The sequence below is a fragment of the Demequina lutea genome (assembly GCF_013409005.1).
In the GTDB taxonomy this organism is placed as follows: domain Bacteria; phylum Actinomycetota; class Actinomycetes; order Actinomycetales; family Demequinaceae; genus Demequina; species Demequina lutea.
In genome coordinates, this window is record NZ_JACBZO010000001.1 from 1,183,446 (window position 1) to 1,204,776 (window position 21,331).

Annotated in this window: 20 protein-coding genes; 14 read left to right on the forward strand and 6 right to left on the reverse strand. The window is 66.7% G+C overall.

What is annotated here, in order from left to right; translation table 11 throughout:
- From leuS to holA, 5 genes are all read left to right on the forward strand, one after another.
- Complete coding sequence (leuS, locus tag BKA03_RS05780) at nt 1–2,511, forward strand: leucine--tRNA ligase (RefSeq protein ID WP_062075300.1); 2,511 nt, start codon at nt 1–3, stop codon at nt 2,509–2,511.
- Nucleotides 2,512–2,519: 8 nt separating this feature from the next.
- Complete coding sequence (locus BKA03_RS05785) at nt 2,520–3,392, forward strand: DegV family protein (protein ID WP_083971663.1); 873 nt, start codon at nt 2,520–2,522, stop codon at nt 3,390–3,392.
- Nucleotides 3,393–3,479: 87 nt separating this feature from the next.
- A complete protein-coding gene (locus tag BKA03_RS05790) occupies nt 3,480–4,238 on the forward strand; it encodes a ComEA family DNA-binding protein (RefSeq protein ID WP_062075302.1) in 759 nt (252 codons plus the stop codon).
- The gene (locus BKA03_RS05795) at nt 4,235–6,589 is read left to right on the forward strand and encodes a ComEC/Rec2 family competence protein (protein ID WP_062075303.1); all 2,355 of its coding nucleotides are present in this window, start codon (nt 4,235–4,237) and stop codon (nt 6,587–6,589) included. The genes BKA03_RS05790 and BKA03_RS05795 overlap by 4 nt, the downstream gene beginning before the upstream one ends.
- Nucleotides 6,590–6,594: 5 nt before the next feature.
- Nucleotides 6,595–7,599 carry a DNA polymerase III subunit delta gene (gene holA / locus BKA03_RS05800; RefSeq protein WP_062075304.1) on the forward strand — a complete coding sequence of 335 codons (1,005 nt, stop codon included), beginning with the start codon at nt 6,595–6,597 and terminating at the stop codon, nt 7,597–7,599.
- Between the two features lie 108 nt (nt 7,600–7,707).
- Here holA and rpsT read toward each other — a convergent pair whose 3' ends face one another.
- The 3 genes from rpsT to BKA03_RS05815 form a co-directional block, all read right to left on the reverse strand.
- Nucleotides 7,708–7,968, reverse strand: a complete 261-nt coding sequence (gene rpsT, locus BKA03_RS05805) for a 30S ribosomal protein S20 (protein WP_062075305.1) — start codon at nt 7,966–7,968, stop codon at nt 7,708–7,710.
- Between the two features lie 80 nt (nt 7,969–8,048).
- Entirely contained in the window at nt 8,049–8,609 is a 561-nt protein-coding gene (locus BKA03_RS05810; RefSeq protein ID WP_062075384.1) for a type II toxin-antitoxin system PemK/MazF family toxin, read from the reverse strand.
- 81 nt (nt 8,610–8,690) lie between these two features.
- The gene (locus tag BKA03_RS05815) at nt 8,691–10,445 is read right to left on the reverse strand and encodes a putative bifunctional diguanylate cyclase/phosphodiesterase (RefSeq protein WP_152649559.1); all 1,755 of its coding nucleotides are present in this window, start codon (nt 10,443–10,445) and stop codon (nt 8,691–8,693) included.
- Nucleotides 10,446–10,578: 133 nt separating this feature from the next.
- On the opposite strand from BKA03_RS05815, the gene lepA reads away from it, so the two are divergent.
- Both lepA and hemW read left to right on the forward strand, forming a co-directional pair.
- Nucleotides 10,579–12,429, forward strand: coding sequence for a translation elongation factor 4 (lepA, locus tag BKA03_RS05820; protein WP_062075307.1), 1,851 nt, complete (start codon nt 10,579–10,581; stop codon nt 12,427–12,429).
- Nucleotides 12,429–13,646 (forward strand): radical SAM family heme chaperone HemW, encoded by a 1,218-nt coding sequence (gene hemW, locus BKA03_RS05825; RefSeq protein ID WP_062075308.1) that lies wholly within the window; start codon nt 12,429–12,431, stop codon nt 13,644–13,646. Before lepA ends, hemW begins: the two co-directional genes overlap by 1 nt.
- 35 nt (nt 13,647–13,681) lie before the next feature.
- On the opposite strand, the gene BKA03_RS05830 is transcribed toward hemW, so the two are convergent.
- The 3 genes from BKA03_RS05830 to BKA03_RS05840 all read right to left on the reverse strand — a co-directional run bounded on the left by BKA03_RS05830 (nt 13,682) and on the right by BKA03_RS05840 (nt 14,929).
- Nucleotides 13,682–14,122 carry a DUF4870 domain-containing protein gene (locus BKA03_RS05830; protein ID WP_062075309.1) on the reverse strand — a complete coding sequence of 147 codons (441 nt, stop codon included), beginning with the start codon at nt 14,120–14,122 and terminating at the stop codon, nt 13,682–13,684.
- An 89-nt stretch (nt 14,123–14,211) separates the two neighbouring features.
- Nucleotides 14,212–14,580, reverse strand: coding sequence for a DUF4870 domain-containing protein (locus BKA03_RS05835; RefSeq protein WP_062075310.1), 369 nt, complete (start codon nt 14,578–14,580; stop codon nt 14,212–14,214).
- Nucleotides 14,573–14,929, reverse strand: coding sequence for a magnetosome magnetite crystal formation protein family (locus BKA03_RS05840; RefSeq protein WP_062075311.1), 357 nt, complete (start codon nt 14,927–14,929; stop codon nt 14,573–14,575). Before BKA03_RS05840 ends, BKA03_RS05835 begins: the two co-directional genes overlap by 8 nt.
- Before the next feature lie 105 nt (nt 14,930–15,034).
- Between BKA03_RS05840 and hrcA the strand changes: the two genes are divergently transcribed.
- The 7 genes from hrcA (at nt 15,035) to era (ending at nt 21,289) form a co-directional block, all read left to right on the forward strand.
- Entirely contained in the window at nt 15,035–16,042 is a 1,008-nt protein-coding gene (hrcA, locus tag BKA03_RS05845) for a heat-inducible transcriptional repressor HrcA (protein ID WP_062075312.1), read from the forward strand.
- Nucleotides 16,039–17,163 carry a molecular chaperone DnaJ gene (gene dnaJ / locus BKA03_RS05850; RefSeq protein WP_062075313.1) on the forward strand — a complete coding sequence of 375 codons (1,125 nt, stop codon included), beginning with the start codon at nt 16,039–16,041 and terminating at the stop codon, nt 17,161–17,163. Before hrcA ends, dnaJ begins: the two co-directional genes overlap by 4 nt.
- 81 nt (nt 17,164–17,244) lie before the next feature.
- Entirely contained in the window at nt 17,245–17,583 is a 339-nt protein-coding gene (locus tag BKA03_RS05855) for a histidine triad nucleotide-binding protein (protein WP_062075314.1), read from the forward strand.
- Nucleotides 17,568–18,617, forward strand: a complete 1,050-nt coding sequence (locus BKA03_RS05860) for a PhoH family protein (RefSeq protein ID WP_202965742.1) — start codon at nt 17,568–17,570, stop codon at nt 18,615–18,617. Before BKA03_RS05855 ends, BKA03_RS05860 begins: the two co-directional genes overlap by 16 nt.
- Entirely contained in the window at nt 18,614–19,066 is a 453-nt protein-coding gene (ybeY, locus tag BKA03_RS05865; protein ID WP_062075315.1) for an rRNA maturation RNase YbeY, read from the forward strand. The genes BKA03_RS05860 and ybeY overlap by 4 nt, the downstream gene beginning before the upstream one ends.
- Nucleotides 19,063–20,391, forward strand: a complete 1,329-nt coding sequence (locus BKA03_RS05870) for a hemolysin family protein (RefSeq protein WP_062075316.1) — start codon at nt 19,063–19,065, stop codon at nt 20,389–20,391. Before ybeY ends, BKA03_RS05870 begins: the two co-directional genes overlap by 4 nt.
- Nucleotides 20,384–21,289: a GTPase Era gene (gene era / locus BKA03_RS05875; protein WP_062075317.1), complete on the forward strand. Its 906-nt coding sequence runs from the start codon at nt 20,384–20,386 to the stop codon at nt 21,287–21,289. Before BKA03_RS05870 ends, era begins: the two co-directional genes overlap by 8 nt.
- Nucleotides 21,290–21,331: the final 42 nt, after the last annotated feature.

Below are 21,331 nucleotides of genomic sequence, written 5' to 3' on the forward strand. Positions count from 1 at the left end.
GTGACCACGCCTGAAGCAGTTTCCGATGATGCCCGCTACGACTTCCGAGAAATCGAGGCGCGCTGGCTTCCAGTGTGGACGGAGAAGCAGCCCTTCCGCGCGGGCAATGCGGGCGACACCAGGCCGACCAAGTACGTGCTCGACATGTTTCCCTACCCCTCGGGAGACCTGCACATGGGTCACGCGGAGGCCTACGCACTCGGTGACGTGATCTCCCGCTACTGGACGATGCGCGGCTTCAACGTGCTGCACCCCATCGGCTGGGACAGCTTCGGGCTCCCCGCCGAGAACGCCGCGATCAAGCGCGGCGTGGACCCGGCCGGCTGGACCGAGGCGAACATCGCCCAGCAGCGCACCTCGATGGAGCGCTACGCGTGCTCGTTCGATTGGGATCGCGTGCTGATGACGCACCGCCCGGAGTACTACCGCTGGAACCAGTGGATCTTCACCCGCCTGTACGACCGCGGCCTCGCGTACCGCAAGCCGAGCCTCGTGAACTGGTGTCCCTTCGACCAGACGGTTCTGGCCAACGAGCAAGTGGTAGCCGGGCTCTGCGAGCGCTGCGACACCCCAGTCACCAAGAAGAAGCTCACGCAGTGGTACTTCAAGGTGACCGACTACGCCGACGAACTGCTGGACGACCTGGAGACGCTGCGCGACACCTGGCCGTCCAAGGTGATCGCGATGCAGCGCAACTGGATTGGACGCTCGCGCGGTGCCGACGTCGAGTTCGTGATCGAGGGCCACGACCAGCCCATTCCGATCTACACGACGCGTCCCGACACGCTCTTTGGCGCGACGTTCATGGTGGTCGCCGTCGACTCCGACCTGGCGGCGGAACTGGTGGCGGGCGCGGACGAGGCAACTCAGGCCGAGTTTGCCGCCTACGCCGAGAAGGTCAAGGGCGACACGGAGATCGAGCGCCTGAGCACCGAGCGGCCCAAGACCGGAGTATTCCTCAACCGTTATGCCGTCAACCCGGTCAACGGCGAGAGGCTGCAGATCTGGGCATCGGACTACGTCCTCGCGGACTACGGCCACGGCGCGATCATGGCCGTTCCGGCACACGACCAGCGCGACCTCGACTTTGCCCGGGCGATGAACCTCCCCATACGGACGGTTCTCGATTGCCGCGACGAGGACCGCAACGCCCTGCCGGATCCGGCGGAGTCTGGAATCGCCACGACGGGCGACGGTTTCCTCATCAACTCGGGCTCTCTCGATGGCCTGGGCAAGGCCGACGCGATCGACGCGATCACGGCTCGGCTTGCCGCGGAGGGAAGGGGCAAACCCGCGACCAACTATCGCCTGCGCGACTGGCTCATCTCGCGCCAACGCTATTGGGGCACGCCCATCCCGATCGTTCACTGCGAGGCTTGCGGAGAGGTGCCCGTCCCCGACGACCAACTGCCGGTGACCCTGCCGCCGACCGAGGGCCTCGACCTCAAGCCCAAGGGCCAGTCGCCCCTCGCTGCGGCCACCGACTGGGTCAACACGACGTGTCCCAAGTGCGGCGGCGCGGCCTTGCGCGACACGGACACGATGGACACGTTCGTCGACTCGTCCTGGTACTTCTTGCGCTTCCTCAGCCCCGGCAAGACCGACGGCCCCTTCGACCTCGACGAGGCGAAGAAGTGGGCCCCGATCGACCAGTACGTCGGCGGCGTGACCCACGCCATCCTGCACTTGCTCTATGCGCGCTTCTTCACCAAGGCGCTGCGCGACATGGGAATGATCGAGTTCGGCGAGCCCTTCACGGCACTGCTCAACCAGGGCATGGTCACGATGGACGGTTCCGCGATGTCCAAGAGTCGCGGCAACCTGGTGAGCCTCGCGGCGCAACTCGACGAGTTTGGTGTGGACGCGATCCGACTCACCATGTCCTTCGCCGGTCCCCCAGAGGACAACATCGACTGGGCCGACGTCTCGCCCTCCGGGAGCGCCAAGTTCCTGGCGCGTGCGTGGCGGGTCGCTCGCGACGTCACGAGTGACGTGGGCATCGACCCTGCCGCGGGGGACCGCGAACTGCGCGTCGTGACCCACCGCATCCTGGCCGATGTCGGGGGCCTCATCGAGTCCTTCCGCTTCAACGTGGCGGTCGCGCGCATGATGGAACTCGTCAACGCGACACGCAAGGCGATCGACTCCGGTGCGGGTCCGGCCGACCCCGCGGTGCGAGAGGCGGCCGAGGTCGTGACGCGCCTGTTGAGCCTGTACGCGCCATATTGTGCAGAGGACATGTGGTCGATGCTCGGTCACACCGACCTCGTCGCATTGTCGCCGATGCCGGAGATCGACCCCGCCCTGCTTGTCCAGGACACCGTGACGTGTGTCGTGCAGGTCATGGGCAAGGTGCGCGACCGGCTCGAGGTCTCGCCTGACGCCACCGAGGACGAACTGCGCGAGCTCGCCCTTGCGTCGGAGAACGTGCAACGCGCGATGGACGGCGCCGCCGTGCGCACGGTGATCGTGCGCCCGCCTGGCCTCGTCAACATCGTCGTGGCGAAGTAGCGGTCCGCATGGCGCCCAGGGTGGTCGTGGCGACCGATTCGTCGGCTTGCCTTCCCCTGGAACTCGCGGAGCAGTGGGGGGTACTCATCGCCCCGCTGCAGGTGATCGTGGACGAAGAGGCGTTCGACGAGGGCTCCGGCATCGCGCCGCAAGCGGTCGTCGACGCGCTCGTTTCCGGGCGCACCGTGGGAACGTCTCAGCCAGGGCCAGCCGCCCTCCTGCGCATCGCGGACGATGCCAAGGCGCTCGGCGCCGACCACGTGGTCTTCGTGGCGCTGTCCGGCGCGATGTCGGGAACGGCTCAAGCGATGGAAGCGGTCGCTTGTCGCGCCTGCCTTCCCGTGACCGTGGTCGACTCGGGCACGGTGTCGCTCGCGGCAGGGCTCGCAGTACTGTCCGCCGCGGCCGTGGCATGCGCGGGAGGCTCGGCCGATGAGGTGGCGGCGGAGGCGCGACGTGCCTCCGAGAGTTCCCTGTGCCTCTTCACCGTCGACTCTCTTGAGTACCTCCGCAGGGGAGGGCGAGTGAGCGACACGATGGCCGCGCTTGGCGATGCGCTCGGAGTTAAGCCCGTCCTCGGAGTCGTTGATGGGCGTGTGGAGCAGGTGGAGCGAGTGCGTACCTCGGCGAGGGCGCGTGCAGCGGTGCTCGACAGGATCGCCGCACGCGCGCCGTCCCATGCTCATCCGGTCGTCGGCCTGATGACGCTTCCTGGAGACGATGAGATGGCGAGCAAGGCGCACGACGTGCTCGCCTCGCGGGGCGACTGGCCGATCGTCACGGCGGGACTGTCAGCGGTTCTCGCGGCCCATGGCGGGCCGAGATCGCTCGCCGTCGCCGTTGTTGACGTTCACGCCGATGTGGCGGCGGCGCTCGGGTAGTCGTCCCCAACCACGAAGAGCGACGGCTCTTAGACGTTGACCTATTCCCGAGGCCGCGGCCCGCAGTCGCATCTCTAGCGTCGATTCATGACCGATGGCGAGGATGTGCGGACGAGGGTCGAGGACGCCTTGCGCAGGGCCGCCTCGACCGCCTACGAGGCCGCCCACGGCGCTCTCGAGAACCACGGCGCTCTCGAAGAGCGCGACGATGCGGACGCCGCGCCGCGGTGGCGATTCAGGGTGTCTCCGCGCGTGGCGGTAACGGCGACGATCGCCGTCGCGATACTCGGCGCCATGATCGTCTTCCTGCCTCCCAGCGTCGCTCGCGTCGCCCCAGGCGCGGCAGCCGAGTTGGCACTTTCGAGCCCGGCAGCCACCTCGTCGACCATCTCGTCGGCCGTGACGGTGGGTCTTCCCGCCGGGTCCGTTGTCGTGCACGTCGCGGGCGCGGTCTCCGCGCCCGGCCTCTATACGCTCGACGGGGGAGCTCGCGTTGCCGATGCCGTCGCGGCCGCGGGCGGCGCCGCCGACGGTGCCGACCTCGATGCTCTCAATCTTGCTCGGGTTGTTGTTGATGGCGAACAGGTGCGCGTGCCACTGAAAGGTGAGGCTGCGGTCGGCAAGTTCGCGGGCGGTGGGGCGGCGAGCGCGGACGGGCGAGTCAACATCAACAGCGCCGACGCGGCGGCGTTGGAGGCACTGCCAGGCGTGGGTCCCGTACTCGCGGCGCGCATTGCCGCGTACAGGGATGCCCACGGGCCCTTCGCGTCCGTCGATGCGCTCGACGACGTGAGCGGTGTGGGACCCGCTGTGCTCGAGAAGGTTCGAGCGGTAGCCACGGTGTGAGGGAGCACGATGCGCGGCTGATGCCCGCGGCGCTCGCCAGCCTTGTCTCATGTGCCTATGCGGGCGCTCAACGACAGTGGGACGCGGTAGCCCTTGGTTGGGGTGTCTCGGCGGTCATCGCGATCGCCCTTGCGGTTGTCGCGGCGAGACTCACGCGGGGGGCGGGTCGCGTCCGGTGGCGACGCTGGAGGGATGTCGCGTCGGTGTGCGCGCTCGCTTGCGCGCTCACGGCCGTCGTGATGGCAACGGCGGCCGCGAGGTGGCATCACGACGTGCCCGAATGGGCTCGATCGCCCACGAGCGGCGAACGCGTCACGATCGAGGGCACCGTGGTCTCGGATTCCAGGCCTGCGGGCAGGGACGCGTGGACGGGCGAGCGGCGGTGGAGCGTCGCCGTAGAGGCAGTTGAGGCGTGCATTTCGCCATGCGCGGACGTGCGACCGGTGCGGATGACGGTAGATGTGGTCGGTGCCTCGGGAGAGGCTCCGCGGTTGGGCGAGAGGGTGCGCGTAGAGGGCCGCGCCTCGGGCTCGCAAGACACGAGGCGCGTCGTGACGGTGTGGAACGCCCGGATTACCCCTCTGAATGGGTCGAACCGGATGCTCGGGGTCGTCGCGTCTGTGCGGGATTCGGCTCGAGGCGCCGCGACCGACCTGCCAGACGAGGTCAGGGGACTCGCGTTGGGCATGACCATCGGGGACACGGCCGAAATGCCTGCAGGCCTCGCCGCGGCGATGCGCACGACGGGTCTGACTCACCTCACCGCGGTATCGGGTTCGCACTTCGCGATCGTCACCCTCGCGCTCGGGTGGCTGCTCAAGCGCGCGATTCGCCCACGGCCGGTTCGCGCCGTCGTGCTCGCCCTGGCGATGTCTCTGCTCGCGGCGTTGGTGCTGCCCGAGCCCTCCGTGCTGCGCGCATTGACGATGTCTCTCACCGTGGCGTTGGGTTGGTGGTGGGGCCGCCCGGCGCGGGCACTCCCTGCGCTTGGTGCGGGGCTGTTGGTGCTGCTGGTCGCCGAGCCGGGGCTCGCGGGTGCGATCGGCCTGCAATTGTCCGTCGTCGCCGTCATCGCGATCGTGGTGTGGTCGCCGCGACTGGCCGTCGTGCTGGGGAGGTGGATGCTCGCGCCACTCGCGCGCTCGGTAGCGGTGCCGCTGTCGGCGTGGCTCAGCTGTTGGCCGCTCCTGGTGGCGCTGAGGCCGGGTGTGGGCCCCTACGCAGTCCCTGCCAACCTGGTGTCCGCGCTCGCCGCGTTTCCCGTGACCGTGATAGGCCTCTTAGCCACCGTCGTCTCGACGCTGTGGTCCGGAGGCGGTGCGGCGCTCATGTGGGCGGCGGGCGTGTGCGCATGGCCCGTCGCGTGGTCGGCGAGAGCATTCGCTGCCGCACCTGGCGCGTGGATCGCTTGGCCCCTGGGAGCGGGAGGCATTGCGCTCGCCGCGGCCGTCACCGGCTGCGTCGTGCTCGCAACGGCCACCGCGCGCCTGAAGGTGGGGTTCAGGCTCGCCGCGGCCATCGTCGCGGTGGTGCTCGCCGGAACGAGCCCCGCGTGGACCGTCACCGTCGGACCCGCGATGGACGACTGGCGGGTGGTCGTGTGCGATGTGGGCCAAGGAGACATGATGATGGTGCGTGTCGATTCCCGCTCGGCGGTTGTCATCGACACGGGCCCCGCCGGTGGTGCGGGCGCCTCATGCCTGCACCGTTACGGCGTCACGCATGTGCCCCTGCTTGTTCTCACACATCCGCACGCGGATCACGACGGCGCGGTGACCGAGTTGGCAGCCGTCGCGTCGATCGATGGGGCGTGGGTGTCGCCCGCGGCAACTCGCCCTGGCCACGATGTCGGGGCGCGAGACGCGGCATCGTCCGGAATCCCCGTGAGCGTGCCGCGACAGACAGACGCATGGTCCCAGGGCGACGTGTCGCTCGCGGTTCTTTACCCGCCGGCCTCGGTCGCGAACGCCTCCACGTCGAGCGAAATCAACGACGCGAGCATCACCGTCGCCATTCGCGCGGGCCCGCTCACGGTCCTCGCACTCGGGGATCTCGAGGAGGGAGGTCAGCGGGCCCTTGCTCGAATCCTGGGAGGTCCGGTCGTCGTCGACCTCGTCAAGGTCGCGCATCACGGGTCCGCCTCTCAATCACCGGTGCTTGCGAGCCTCATCACGGCTCGCGTGGCGGCCATCAGCGTGGGTGCGGGTAACCCGTATGGTCACCCCGCTCCCGAAACACGGGCGCTCTACGCCTCTCGAGCGCTCGCGGTGTTGACCACGGAGGAATGCGGCGACATCGCGCTGGGCGACAGTGCTGTGGCGTCCGGTTGTCCGGCGAGCATGGCAGGCTAGGTGTCGTGGCAGGCCCCCGATCATCCGCACGGTCCGACGCTCCGGCGTGGCACCGCGCCACACCGGCGCCCCTCGTCTTGGTGTCTGGGCCGGAGGCTCTCTTCGGTGCCCGCGCGGTCTCTTTGATGATCGACGCGGTACGCGCTCGCGACCCGGAACTCGACGTGCACAGGATCGAGGCGGCGACCTACAGGCTGGGCCAACTGCGCGAGGCGGTGAGTCCCTCGCTCTTTGGGGGCACCGCCGTGGTGGTGATCGAGGGCGCCGAATCGATGTCGGAAGACTTCCTCGTCGACGCGATTGCCTACGTCTCCACGCCCGACCCAGATGCCGTGGTCGTGATTCGGCACGGCGGCGGCAATCGAGGGAAACGACTCCTGGACGCGATGCGCTCTGCCTCAACGCCCGAATACGGGTGCGCGGCGGTCACGCGCGATTCCGACCTGGTCGACTTTGTCGCCTCGGAGTTTTCGCGAGCGGGCCGAAAGGGGTCCGCAGCGGCCGCGAGAGCGCTCGTCGACTCCGTCGGCTCGGATGTTTCGCAACTCGCTGCCGCGTGCGCCCAACTCATGAACGATGTCGACGGCACGATCAACGATGCTGTGGTGGCGAGGTATCACGGCACGCGCGTGAACGCGACGGGCTTTGCCGTAGCCGATGCCGCCGTGACGGGGGACAGGGCCGCGGCGCTCGCTCTGGTTCGGCACGCGCTGGAAACGGGTGTCGACCCGGTACCGCTCGTCGCCGCGCTTGCGTCGAAGCTCAGGACGCTTGCCAAGGTCGGCGCGTCGAGGGGTAGGGGACTCGACCCCACTCGGGATCTTGGCATTGCGCCGTGGCAGGTCGACAGGGCGCGCAGGGAGCTGCGCACGTGGAATGCGGATCGCCTGGCCGCTGCTATTGAGGCGGTGGCTGCGGCCGATCATGCGATCAAGGGCGGCGACCGGGCGCCGGCCTTTTCCATCGAGAGGGTCGTGCGGATCGTCGCGGACCTCGCTGCAGACGCCTAACACCCTTGTAGGGGACGAGGATTCCTGAAGGCGCCGGGCCTCAAGACCCGCTTCGCCGCGATATGCAAAAGACCCCGCCGCGGCGGGGTCAGCTGCATCGGATAACGACTAGAGCGCGCCGACCTGCTTGGCGAGCGCCGACTTGCGGTTCGCGGCCTGGTTCTCGTGGATGACGCCCTTCGAGGCGGCCTTATCCAACTTGACGGACGCCTTCTTGAACGCGACCTCAGCGTTTACCTTGTCACCGGTGGCGATGGCCTCACGGACCTTGCGGACGTGGGTCTTCAGCTCCGACTTAACGGCAACGTTGCGCAGGCGCGACTTTTCGTTCGTAGCGATGCGCTTGATCTGGGACTTAATGTTTGCCACGAGAATCCTTGAGTTTAACGACGAGGGTCGTGCGTCGCGGATGCGCGCACACGGTTTGACAGCATACCAGGATGGCCCGCCTAGAGCGAGCGCGTGATTCGGTCGAACAGGGGTCGGGCCATAATTGCCCCTTCTCTGCGCACATCGTCGGGGTGAACCCTGATGACGCGATCGAGGCGCACCTCGCTCGGACGCTCTTGACGGTCCCACGTACCTGCGCCAATGTCCAGCCACCTGCGGCCCCAGCGGGCCTCGTCTGCGGCGTCGCGGTCATGGTCTTTCGAGGTCAGCATGAGGGACAGCAACCATTTTCCGTCCCTGCCGATGACCAGAACCGGGCGGTCCTTGCCCTGGTTCGGGTCATCCTCGAACGGCACCCAGGTCCACACGATTTCGCCGGGGTCGGCCTTGCCGTCTAGCGCAGCGGAGTACTCGGGTCGCACGGTTCCGGTGAAGTCTCCCGGATATGCGCGGCGCCTCGCGTTCCCTGATCGGGTGGTGGAGCCGGGCTTTTGTCGATTGTCAGGGCGTGGTCGAGTGCGGCGCGGTGGCCTGGTCGAGCCGCGGCGCTTTTTGGACCGGTTGAGCACCGATAGTGCGCCGACAACGACGATCAGCGCGACAGCCAAAACCGGGTCCATGACGACCGAGCGTACAAGGTGACGAGCCCAGCACAGGCGAGTCGCGCCCACGGCCCACGTTCACCGCGAGGCCAGTTCGTCCTAGTAGTTTGCCGCCGATCGAGCCCACCACGGCTGGACCGCGAGGTCTGAGTCGAAGTCGGAAGGCTCGACCGGGTCGATTGCGGGGGTCGGTGCCTCGGGAAGCCCCAAGGCAATTTCGGAGGGGGGCACGGCGTGGCCAAAGAGGAAACCTTGGGCGAGCGGCCAGCCATGGCGACGGGCCATCGCGAACTGGGCCTCGGTCTCGATGCCTTCGATGATTCCGAACATGTCGAGTGACCTGGAGAGCGCGGCGACCGCGGTCGAGATGCGGTCTCCTGTGCCCTTGTCGCCGAGCCTCAACGTGAATTCGCGTGCCAGTTTGAGCCCCGCGACGGGATTCTGCAGCACGGAGGACAGTGACGAATATCCGGTCCCAAAGTCGTCCAGGATGAGCTCGATGCCCATGTCGACGAGGGCCTTCAGGTCGGCGCGTGCGGCGGCGGTCGCCATGAGCATTCCGGACTCGGTGATTTCGATCCCGAGTTGCCTCGCGTTCGCCCCCGTGGCGGCGAGAGTGTCTCGCACGACCCGGCTCAGATCTGCGGTGCCGATTTGGCGCGTCGACACGTTGACGAACACGCGTCCCGTGAAGTGCGGGCGGTCGACCAGGAACTTGCACGCCTCCTGAAGCACGATGGCGCCCAACGGAATCACCAGGTTGGCGTCCTCGGAAATGGGGATGAACTCGTCGGGAAGGAGCAGTCCGCGTTGCGGGTGCTGCCAGCGCACGAGCGCCTCGAAGGCGACGATTTCGCGAGTCTCCAGGTCGACGACGGGCTGGTAGTACACGACGAGCTCTCCGTCGCGAATGGCGGTACGCAACTCCGACTCGATGGATAGCCTCGTCATCGCCACTTCGCGCATCGAGGCGTCGAACAGTTCCGCGCGGTCGCGACCGCCTTGCTTGGCGGCGTACATCGCAATGTCGGCGTTGCGGATGAGGGACTCAGCGGTGATCCCACGAGTGGCCATCGCGAGGCCCGCGGACACGGTGGGCGCTAGCTCGTGCACGCCGATGGTGAAGGGTTGGCGGATGGCGTCGGTGATGGAGTGCATGACGGCGGTGGCCGACTCGATGTCCATGACGTCTTCAAGGACGACGACGAACTCGTCCCCGCCAAGCCGCGCGACGGTGTCGGCGCTGCGGACCGCGTCCTGAATGCGTTGCGAGATCTCGACGAGGAGCGAGTCGCCTGCGTCGTGGCCCAAGGAGTCGTTGACCATCTTGAAGTGGTCGACATCCAAGAAGATGCACGCGACGGTTGCGGCGCGAGGCTCGTGGGTCTCTAGGGCCCGCTCGAGGCGTTCCATCAGCAGGGTGCGATTCGCGAGTCCGCTCAAGTGGTCGTAGAGCGCACGGCGTTCGAGCAGGTCGCGCGCGCGGCGGATCTCCGTGACATCTTCGACCTGCGCCACGTAGTGGTGGCCGCGGGGGTCTTCTTCTGCGACCGTGTCTGACACCGTTACACGGGCCCAGATCGTGTCGCCTTCCCGATGGAGCAGGCGCTTATGTACCTGGTAGAACGGCAACTCACCTCGGGAGAGTTGCGCCATGAGTTCGATGTCCCTGGGCAGGTCGTCGGTGTGGGTGTACTCGCCGAAGTGACGGCCCCTGAAGTGGTCGGCAGGCCTGCCAAGGATGCGGCCGAAGGCGTCGTTGACCTCGACATACTGGCCTGACGAATCAAGAAGCGCCATGCCAATGGGGGAGTCCCTGAAGGTGAGCGCAAACATGTCACTACCCTTTGCCACGTCTCCTCCTCGGTTCACCCTTGCCCGACACTATCGGGGAACGTTCTCACTATCGGCACAATGCGAAATACCTGAACCCCGCGTCATGGGACGATAGAGACCCCGCAGATCGTCGAAGGAAGTTCCACCACTCGTGCCCACATCCTCCATTGAACCGTCATCCACCTCGCCGGACCTGATTCGCAACTTCTGCATCATCGCCCACATCGACCATGGCAAGTCGACGTTGGCGGACAGAATGCTTGGTATCACCGGCGTCGTTGACGCGCGCGCGGCGAGGGCACAGTACCTCGACCGCATGGACATCGAGCGCGAGCGTGGGATCACTATCAAGTCGCAAGCGGTGCGCATGCCGTGGCACGTCGAGGGCAAGGCCTTCGCCCTCAACATGATCGACACGCCTGGCCACGTCGACTTCACGTATGAGGTGTCGCGTTCGCTCGCCGCATGCGAGGGCGCGGTGTTGCTCGTGGACGCGGCGCAGGGGATCGAGGCGCAGACGCTGGCCAACCTGTACCTGGCCATGGAGAACGACCTCACGATCATCCCGGTGCTCAACAAGATCGACCTCCCGTCGGCCGAACCGGATCGCTACGCGGCCGAGTTGTCGCAACTGATCGGCTGCGACGCCGACGATGTCCTCCGCACCAGTGGCAAGACCGGCGAGGGTGTCGGCGCGCTGCTCGACAGGGTCGTGAGGGACATCCCCGCTCCCGTGGGCGACGCCGATGCCCCGACGCGCGCCATGATCTTCGATTCCGTCTACGACAGTTACCGCGGCGTGGTGACGTACGTGCGCGTGATAGACGGGGCTCTCAAGCCGCGCGAGAAGATTGCGATGATGTCGACGCACGCTACGCACGACCTCCTCGAGATCGGCGTCATCAGCCCCGAGCCGGTCCCCACCAAGGGCCTTGGCGTGGGCGAGGTGGGCTACCTCATCACGGGTGTGAAGGATGTGCGTCAGTCCAAGGTGGGTGACACCGTCACCCTTGCGGCCCGCAGGGCCACCCAGTCGCTCCCTGGCTATCGGGAACCGCGCCCGATGGTCTATTCGGGGCTCTTCCCGCTCGACGGCTCGGACTTCCCTCTCCTACGCGATGCGCTCGACAAGCTGCAGCTGAACGATGCCTCCCTGGTCTACGAGCCCGAGAGTTCGGTGGCGCTCGGCTTTGGTTTCCGTTGCGGTTACTTGGGACTGCTGCACCTCGAGATCGTGCGCGACAGGCTCGAGCGCGAGTTCAACCTCGAGCTCATCTCGACCGCGCCGAACGTGGTGTACGAGGTCCAGATGGAGGACGGAAAGATCTTCACCGTCACCAACCCCTCGGAGTTTCCCGACGGCAAGATCAATGAGGTGCGCGAGCCCATCGTGAAGGCGACCATCCTGGTGCCGAGCGAGTTCATCGGCACCGTGATGGAACTGTGCCAGGAGCGCCGCGGCACCATGGGCACGATGAACTACCTAAGCGAGACCCGCGTGGAGATGCACTACACGCTCCCGCTCGCCGAGGTGGTGTTCGACTTCTTCGACCAGCTCAAGTCGCGCACGCGTGGCTACGGTTCCCTCGATTACGAGCCCGATGGCGACCAGGCGGCAGACCTGGTCAAGGTCGACATCCTGTTGCAGAGCGAGCCCGTCGACGCGTTCAGCGCCGTGGTGCACAAGGACGCGGCGTACAAGTACGGGCTGTCGATGGTGGGCAAACTCAAGGACCTGATCGACCGCCAGCAGTTCGAGGTGCCGATCCAGGCCGCGATCGGCTCGCGCATCATCGCGCGCGAGACCATCAGGGCCATGCGCAAGGATGTGCTCGCCAAGTGTTACGGCGGCGACATCTCGCGCAAGCGCAAGCTGCTCGAGAAGCAGAAGGCCGGTAAGAAGCGCATGAAAAACATCGGCTCTGTTGAGGTCCCGCCGGAGGCGTTCATCGCCGCGCTCAGTACGTCGGACGATGCCTCGGACAAGGGCAAGAAGAAGTAGTGGCCGACGCGGCCGCCGCCCCCGCATCTGCGCCTGAACCAGAGCGCGACTTCGGCGTCTATGTTCACGTCCCCTTCTGCTCGGTCCGTTGCGGGTATTGCGATTTCAACACCTACGCGCCCGGCGAGGTCGAGGGCGCGACCCGCGAGGGATATGTGGACGCCGCACTGGCTGAGATGGGCTTCGCCCGCGGCGTGATGGGCGAGGACCCGCGCCCCGCTTCGACCGTCTTCTTCGGCGGCGGAACGCCCACAATGCTCGATGCGGCGGCGCTCGCAAGGCTGCTTGACGGCGTGCGCGAGACCTGGGGGATCGCCGCAGGCGCGGAGGTCACGACCGAGGCGAACCCCGATTCCGTGTCGCGAGAGTCCCTCGCCGCCCTCGCGGCGGCGGGATTCACGCGCGTGAGCTTCGGCATGCAGTCCGCCGTTCCGCACGTCTTGGCGACCCTGGAGCGCACGCACAACCCCGCCAACGTCGAACGCGCTGTCGGGTGGGCACGTGAGGCGGGGCTCGCGGTGAGCCTCGACCTGATCTACGGCACACCGGGGGAGTCGCTCGCCGACTGGCGCACCAGCCTCGACACCGCGATCGCCCTCGCACCCGACCACGTGAGCGCGTATTCGCTCGTGATCGAGCCCGCCACCCGCATGGGCGGCCAGCTGCGCAGGGGCGAGATCGCCCCCACCGACCCCGACACCCAGGCCGACATGTACGAGGCGGCCGACGACGCTCTCGCCGCCGCGGGCTATGCCTGGTACGAGGTGTCCAACTGGGCGCGCACTCCCGCCGACGCGTGCCAACACAACCTTGCGTATTGGCGTAGCGAGGATTGGTGGGGCATCGGCCCCGGCGCGCACTCATACCTGGGCCCGCGCGTCGGCGCCACCGGAGAGGCGATCCGCGCCACACGGTGGTGGAACGTGAAGCACCCTCTCGCCTACTCGCGGAGGCTAGCGGACGGGGACGACCCGGCCCAGGAGCGCGAGGAGCTCGACGACGACGCCGTCGTCCTGGAGCGCATCATGCTCGGCGTGCGCCTTGCAGAGGGGCTGGAACTCGACGCCGTGCCCTCGCAGCGCAGGGCCGCGGTGGCGGGACTGGTGGCGGCTGGATTGGTCGACGGCCACGCGGCGGTGGGGCCCGGGCGACGAGTCGTGCTGACGCGCAAAGGGCGCCTGCTCGCCGATGCCGTGATCAGGGAACTGGCGCCCTAGCCGAGTAAACCTAGACGCGAGCGTTGTGCTGGGACCTACTTGATGAAGTTGATCGACAGCGGGATCCGGAAGTACTCGCCGTTGTAGGCCTTCACGCCGGCCACGATCGAGATGATGAAGGCGTACAGCACGTAGAGCCCCCACAGCGGCAGTGTGATGGCAAGGCCGACGATGAACAGCACCAGGCCCAACACCACGGCGCCCGCGCCAAACACGAGCGTCGTGATCTGCAGGTTGAGGTTCTGCTTGCCGTGGAAGGCCACGAGGGCGCTGCGGTCCTTGTACAGGAGCCAGATGATCAGCGGCGCGACGAACGCGATCGTGCCCGCGCTCATCACCGAGGCAACGGCCGCGATGATGTGAGCCAGCATGGCCCACGTGCGCGCTTCGGATTCGAGCATCGGGGCGGGGGCGACGGGGACGTAGGGGCCGCCAGGTTGGGGCGGGCCCGTGGGAGGCGTGTTGGTGTCGTTCATGTGACTAGTGTCGCAAAACACTCGGGGCTCCGCATCGGCCGTATGACCGATGCGGAGCCCCGAGGTAGGTCAGGGTAAAACCCTGAGAATTACTTGATGAGGCGAAGGCTGAACGGGTAGCGGTAGCTCTCGCCCTTGTTGGACTTCATCGCTCCCTGGATGCCGAAGATGATCGACATGATCCATGCCGCCAGGATCACGAGAATTCCGATGAGGATCACGGTGAGGATGATTCCCGCGATGTAGGCGATCACCAGCAGGATGCCAAAGTTCAGGGCCTCCTTGCCCTCGGTGTTGACGAACGAGCTCTTGTCCTTGCCAATGAGCCACATGATGAGCGGCGCAAGACCGGGAAAGAGGATGTTGCCTACGTGTGCAAGCGTCACATAGAGGCGAGCGTCGCTGTCGGACAGCGGTGCTGCGGGTTGCGCTGCGGGGGGCTGGGGCATCTCAGTCATCAGTTTTCTCCACTTTGAATTGGAACGGATAGTTTGAAGGTTCTCCCCGTCGCGCCAGCTTGAAGCCTGCCAAACAGAAGTAAATCGCCACGACGGGAATTACCCACTGTGCCAATGTACCGAGAAAGCCCACCAAAGGCACGAACAATCTCACGGCAGTTGCGGCGAGGAAGGCGGCCAGCAACACCGTGGAGAAGCGTGCGGCCTTGGACGCCTCGCCTGCGGCGAACTCGTCGCGGTCGCGCTCCGCGAAATAGACGGCGAGGGGGATGAAGGGCCCCACGACGGCACCCAAATGAGCGGCGCCCGCCTTCGCGGTGTCGGGTCCCTCGTGGGCGGTGTAGGTCATCGGCGTCCTCCGTTTGTCACCCTACCGGGCGCCGGCATCACGACGAGGCCGAGCCACCGGGCTAAGATTGGCACTCACAGACCGCGAGTGCCAGCGGGAGGCGTCATGAGCGAAGACAGACGGCAGGCGATATTACGCGCCATCGTCGAAGGCTATGTGGCGACCCACGAGCCGGTCGGCTCGAAGGCCCTTGCCCAAAACTCCTCGCTCGGAGTCTCGCCCGCGACTATTCGTAATGACATGGCCGCGCTGGAAGAGGACGGCCTGATTGCACAACCCCACACGTCGGCCGGGCGAATCCCCACCGACAAGGGGTATCGCTACTTTGTCGACCTGCTCGCGGCCGCGGCGTTCCAGGACAGCCACAGGCGCGCCATTTCGACGTTCTTGTCCGATGCGGTTGACCTGAATGACGTGGTTGAGAGGTCGGTCAGGCTGCTGAGTCAGCTCACTCGCCAGGTCGCGGTCGTGCAGTACCCGTCGCTCAGGGAGAGCCCTGTTCGCAGGGTCGAGCTCGTGCGGATGGCGCCAGAGCGCGCGCTCGCGGTCGTCGTGAGCGCCGATGCCCGAGTCGAGCAGGCGTCGCTCGTCGTCCCGCGAGACCTTGCGGATGAGGACTTTGAGCGCGTTGCCAGGGAGGTCAATGAGATCGCCGCAGGGCTGACGCCCGCGCCTCTTGACCGCGAACTCGCCGAATGGGCGGGCAGGCATCCTTCGTCCCCGTGGATTGCCGAGTTGGCATCGGTGGTGTCGAGCGCGGCGCGCGGCGGCACCGTCGAAAGGGTCGTCTTCGCGGGGACAGGCAACCTCACACGGGCAGGCTCCGACTTGGGTGCCGACGCCGTGACCTCGGTTCTTGACGCACTTGAGGAACAGGTAGTGCTGTTGCGGTTGTTGCACGAGATGGCAGCCGAGGGACCCGTGGCCGTCCGCATCGGTTCGGAGACCGGTTACGGTGCGCTCGCGGGTACGTCTATTGTGGCCGCTGGCTACGGGAATCTTGAGTCTCCCTCCCTGTTGGGGGCGCTCGGGCCGACCCGCATGGATTATCCGGGCACGATGGCTGCGGTCAGGGCCGTCGCCCGTTACTTGTCGAAAGTGGTGGAAGCGTGAAGGACTACTACGCCGTCCTAGGCGTGGCGCGAAACGCGTCCGAGTCTGAAATCAAGAAGGCCTACCGCAAGCTCGCGCGGGAGTTGCACCCCGACGTCGCGGGGCCAGAGGGCGAGGAGCGCTTTAAGGAGGTCGCGGCCGCCTACGAGGTGCTGGGCAATGCCGACAAGCGGGCCCAGTTCGACCACGGCGTCGACCCTCGTTCTTCGAATGGCGGAGCGAGCGCCGGATTCGGCTTTGAGGACATCTTCGAGACCTTCTTCGGTTCCGCGATGGGTGGCTCTTCGCGCAGGGGACCCGCATCCCGCACGCAGCGCGGCGGGGACACGCTTGTCGAGGTCGAGATCAGTCTCGAAGAGGCCGTCTTCGGGGTCCGCCACGACGTGACCGTCGACCTGGCCGAGACCTGCACCACGTGCGGTGGCACGTGCTGTACTCCTGGGACGAAGCCGGCGACCTGCCCGCAGTGCAACGGCAACGGCGTGGTCCAACGCGTCGCCAGGTCACTGCTCGGCCAGGTCATGACCACCGCGCCATGCCCGCGTTGCGGTGGCTACGGCTCGATCATCGAATCGCCCTGCACCGATTGCTCGGGGCAGGGCCGGTCGCGCGAACGTCGCACCGTCCCGATTGACATTCCCTCCGGGGTGGAGACGGGCACGCGCATCAGGATGTCCGGTTCGGGCGACGCGGGGCCTGGGGGCGGGCCGCGCGGTGACCTCTATGTCGAAATCCGCGAAGGCGCACACAAGACGTTCGAGCGTCGGGGAGACGACTTGCACTGCACGATCGAGTTGCCGATGACCGCGGCCGCTCTGGGTACCGTCGCCACGGTCGAGACCTTCGACGGTCCCCAGGAAATCGACATCAAGCCGGGCACTCATGCGGGCGCGACGGTCACGCTCAAGGGTCTTGGCGTGGGCAAGCTTCAGAGGTCGGGCCGCGGCAACCTTCACGTGCACCTCGACATCCTGACGCCCGATGAACTGACGGATGAGCAGTCTGAGCTCTTGCGCAAGCTCGCCGTGCTTCGCGGCGAGGAGTTCGCCGAGGCGCGGCTGGCGCCCATCGGCGGTGGTGTTTTCGCACGACTGAAGGACGCCTTCCTGGGCAGGGCCTGATGGCGAGGCGCTGCGCATGAGCGCACGCATGGTCTCGTGGTCCATGCGCCCGTGGTCGGGCACTGGCCATACGCTAGAGCCATGACCGACTGCCTCTTTTGCCGCATCGTCGCTGGTGAGATCCCCGCCACCCTGGTCGCGGAGACCGACCGCGTGATTGCCTTTCGTGACATCACACCCAAGGCGCCCGTGCACGTCCTCGTCGTCCCCAAGACCCACGTCGCGAATGTCACCGAGGCCGCCGCACAGATTCCCGATGTTCTCGCGGAGATGGTTGCCGTCGCCCAACAGGTGGCCGATGCCGAGTGCGGCGGTGAGTTTCGCCTCGTCTTCAACTCGGGTGAGGCGGCGGGACAGTCCGTCTTCCACGCGCACGCCCACGTCATGGGCGGCAAGCATCTTGCATGGGAGGACGCGTGAGCACATCTCGCATCTTTGAGATCGACGATGCCGCGGTGATGCTTGGGCTCCTCGGTGCGGGGGACTCGGTTCTCGCCGAGGTCGAGAGGACATTCCCCGGCGTGAACGTCTTGGTGCGCGGCAATCAGATCTCGTTGTCAGGCCCCGATGCCGCGGTCGCCGCGTGCTCGGCGGCCCTCGACGAGTTGAGATTGATGGTCGCCTCAGGAGTGTCCCTCACCCCCGAGGTAGCGCGCGAGTCCATGCGGATCATCGGCGAGGCAACCGCCGCGCAGCAAGAGCGACCCGTGGCCGTGTTGGCGAGGTCGATCCTGTCCTCGCGAGGGCGCACGATCAGGCCAAAGACCGAGGGTCAAGCCGCATATGTTGCCGCGATCGAGCGCCACACCATCACGTTCGGTATCGGCCCCGCGGGAACGGGCAAGACGTATCTTGCGATGGCCCAAGCGGTCGCCGCCATGCAGTCCAAGCAGGTGAGTCGGATCATCCTGACGCGCCCGGCCGTCGAGGCGGGGGAGCGCTTGGGGTTCCTGCCGGGCACCTTGTCCGAAAAGATTGACCCGTACTTGCGTCCGCTGTACGACGCGCTCCACGACATGGTCGACCCCGAGTCGATTCCCAAGCTCATTGAGGCGGGAATCATCGAGGTGGCGCCCCTGGCCTACATGCGTGGCCGCACTCTCAACGATGCCTTCATCGTGCTCGACGAGGCCCAGAACACGACGCGCGAGCAGATGAAGATGTTCCTCACTCGATTGGGATTCGGGTCGACGATGGTCGTGACCGGCGACATTACCCAGGTGGATTTACCAGGTGGAACGCAGTCTGGTCTGCGCGCGGCTCGCGACATTCTCATGGGTGTGGACGACATCGGGTTCTGTGAGCTCACGGCCCAAGACGTCGTGAGGCACCGGCTCGTGAGCGACATCATCACCGCCTACGAACGCAGCGATGCCGCGCACGCGGCCGCACCTCAACGCTCTAGAACAGACGGCCAAAAGCGGCGTTTGCCGCGCCAAGGAGGCGACAGATGATCGACGTCAACAACGAGACGGATGCGGAGCTCGACGAGGCCGAGTTCGCCGCTCTCGCCGCGTACGTCCTCGGCGAGATGCACGTCGCGCCAGACGCCGAGTTGGCCATCCTGTTCGTCGACGAGGCCGCGATGGAGGAGCTCCACGTCAAGTGGATGGACGAGCCAGGCTCCACCGACGTGTTGAGCTTCCCGATGGACGAATTGCGGCCAGGAACGTCCGACCTACCCACCCCTGCAGGACTGCTCGGGGACATCGTCGTGTGCCCCGCAGTGGCCGCGCGTCAAGCCAAGAACGCGGGCCACTCCGCCGAGGAGGAAATGCTGCTCCTCACGACCCACGGCATCCTGCACCTGCTCGGCTACGACCACGCCGAGCCTGATGAGGAGAAGGAGATGTTCGAACTGCAGCGCAGGCTTCTCCTGACCTTCCTCGCGCAGAGGTCATGAGCGGCACCGCCGTCGCGCTCCTCGTATCCTTCGGGGTGGCGAGCCTGATCGGGGCCGCCGTGATGCATGCGATCGTGGCGGCGTTCGAGCAGCTTCCCTACGCGCGCGAGCGCGTCATGGCCGAGGCGAAGCGGCAGGACGGCAGGCCGACAAGCGCGGCGCGGCTCGCTCGCGATGCGCACCAAACCTCGAACGCCGCGTCGGTCGTCTACGCGTCCCTCGAGGCCGTCGCACTGGTGGCGTGGAGCGTTCTCGCGTGGACATGGGGAGTCGAGTTGTCGTGGCCGGGTTGGGTCGTCGCGTTGATCACGATGGCCTTGGCAGCCGCGTATTCGCTGCTTCTCGTGCGCGCGGGTCCTCGCCAGCTGGGGAGGAGCCACCCGGAAGACTCCCTGAAGGTGCTCGCTCCTCTTGGCGTGGCGCTCATCGCCCTGTCGACGCCTATTCGGCGCATCGTTCCCGCGCTGCAGATTCGCGCGCTCTCCGAGGCCGAGGACCTCGTGGAGCAGGCCCAGGGGGCCCTCGAGGACGAAGACGCCGAACTCCTGCGCGGCGTGGTGAATCTGGGCGACACACTGACGCGCGAGGTCATGGTGCCCCGGACCGACATGATCACGATCGCGACCGGCGCGACCGCGCGAAAGGCGATGCTGCTGTTCATGCGCTCGGGCTTTTCGCGGATTCCCGTGATTGGAGATGGCGTCGACGACGTGCTTGGCGTGGTCTATCTCAAGGACGTGGTGCGCGCGACGTGGGACACCGCCGACGCGATCGAACAGCCCGTCGACACCCTGATGCGCGAGCCCGAGTTCATTCCCGAGTCGGTGCCCGCCGATGATCTGTTGCGGCGGATGCAGGGCGAGGCGTTCCACATGGCGATCGTGATCGACGAGTTTGGCGGAGTCGCAGGCCTGGTCACGATCGAGGACGCCCTCGAGGAGATCGTGGGTGAACTCACCGACGAGCACGACAGGGCGGAACCGCAGGTCTCCTACCTCGGGGGCGGGCGCTACCGCGTGCCCGCAAGGCTCTCCCTCGACGACCTTGGCGAGCTCTTCGACATCGAGATCGACGAGGACGATGTCGACACCGCGGCGGGCCTGCTCGCCAAGGCGCTCGGCAAGGTTCCGATCCCAGGGTCGAGGGCGACGGCGCACGGCTTGGTGTTGCTCGCCGAACGGGCCGAGGGCAGAAGGCGTAGGCTCACCTGGCTCACGGTGGAAAAGGAAGCCGACGACAACGTCGGCGACGAAGACGAGGCGGCAACCGCTCGCCCGCGCAGCACTCGCGGCTCTGGCCGCAGGAAGGCGGGCGAAGATGACTGAGCACCGCAGTGGATTTGCGGCCTTCGTTGGCCGGCCAAACGTGGGGAAGTCGACCCTCATGAACGCGCTGGTGGGGGAGAAGGTGGCGATCATGTCGTCGCGCCCCCAGACCACGCGCAGGGCGATCCGAGGGATTATTACCAGGGACGATGCCCAACTCATCATCGTTGACACCCCCGGGCTTCACCGGCCGCGCACGCTGTTGGGCGAGAGGCTCAACGACGTGGTGCGAGAGACGTTTGCCGAGGTGGACGTCATCGGCTTCTGCCTGCCCGCCGACGAGAAGATCGGCCCAGGAGACGCGTGGATCGCGCGCGAACTGGCGCAGGCCAAGGCCCCCGTCGTCGCGATCGTGACCAAGGTGGACAAGGTGTCTCGCGACCGCGTGGCGGAGCACCTCATGAAGGTCAGCGAACTCGGCGAGTTCATTGACCTTGTCCCCGTGAGCTCCGTCGAGGGCATCCAGGTGGACGTTTTGACGGACGTGCTCATCAAGCACCTGCCCAAGGGGGCGGCGCTGTACCCGACGGGTGAGGTCACCGACGAGCCCGAGGACGTCATGATCGCGGAGCTCATCCGGGAAGCCGCGCTCGAGGGCGTCCACGACGAGCTTCCCCACTCGATCGCGGTCATCGTCGAGGAGATGGAGGAGCGCCCGCAGGCGGAAGACGATCCGCGCAGGCCGCTGCTCATCATCCGCGCGCAGCTCTATGTGGAGCGCGACAGCCAGAAGGGCATCATCATCGGCCACGGAGGCGAGCGACTGAAGGCCGTCGGTGCCGAGGCGCGAGCGGGAATCGAGCGGCTGCTCGGCCGCAAGGTGTATCTCGACCTGCACATCAAGATTGCTAAGGAGTGGCAGCGCGATCCCAAGCAGTTGGGGCGCATGGGGTTCTAGGTAGCACAGGTTGAACCGGTTCCGCCGGGACTTGTGATCGCG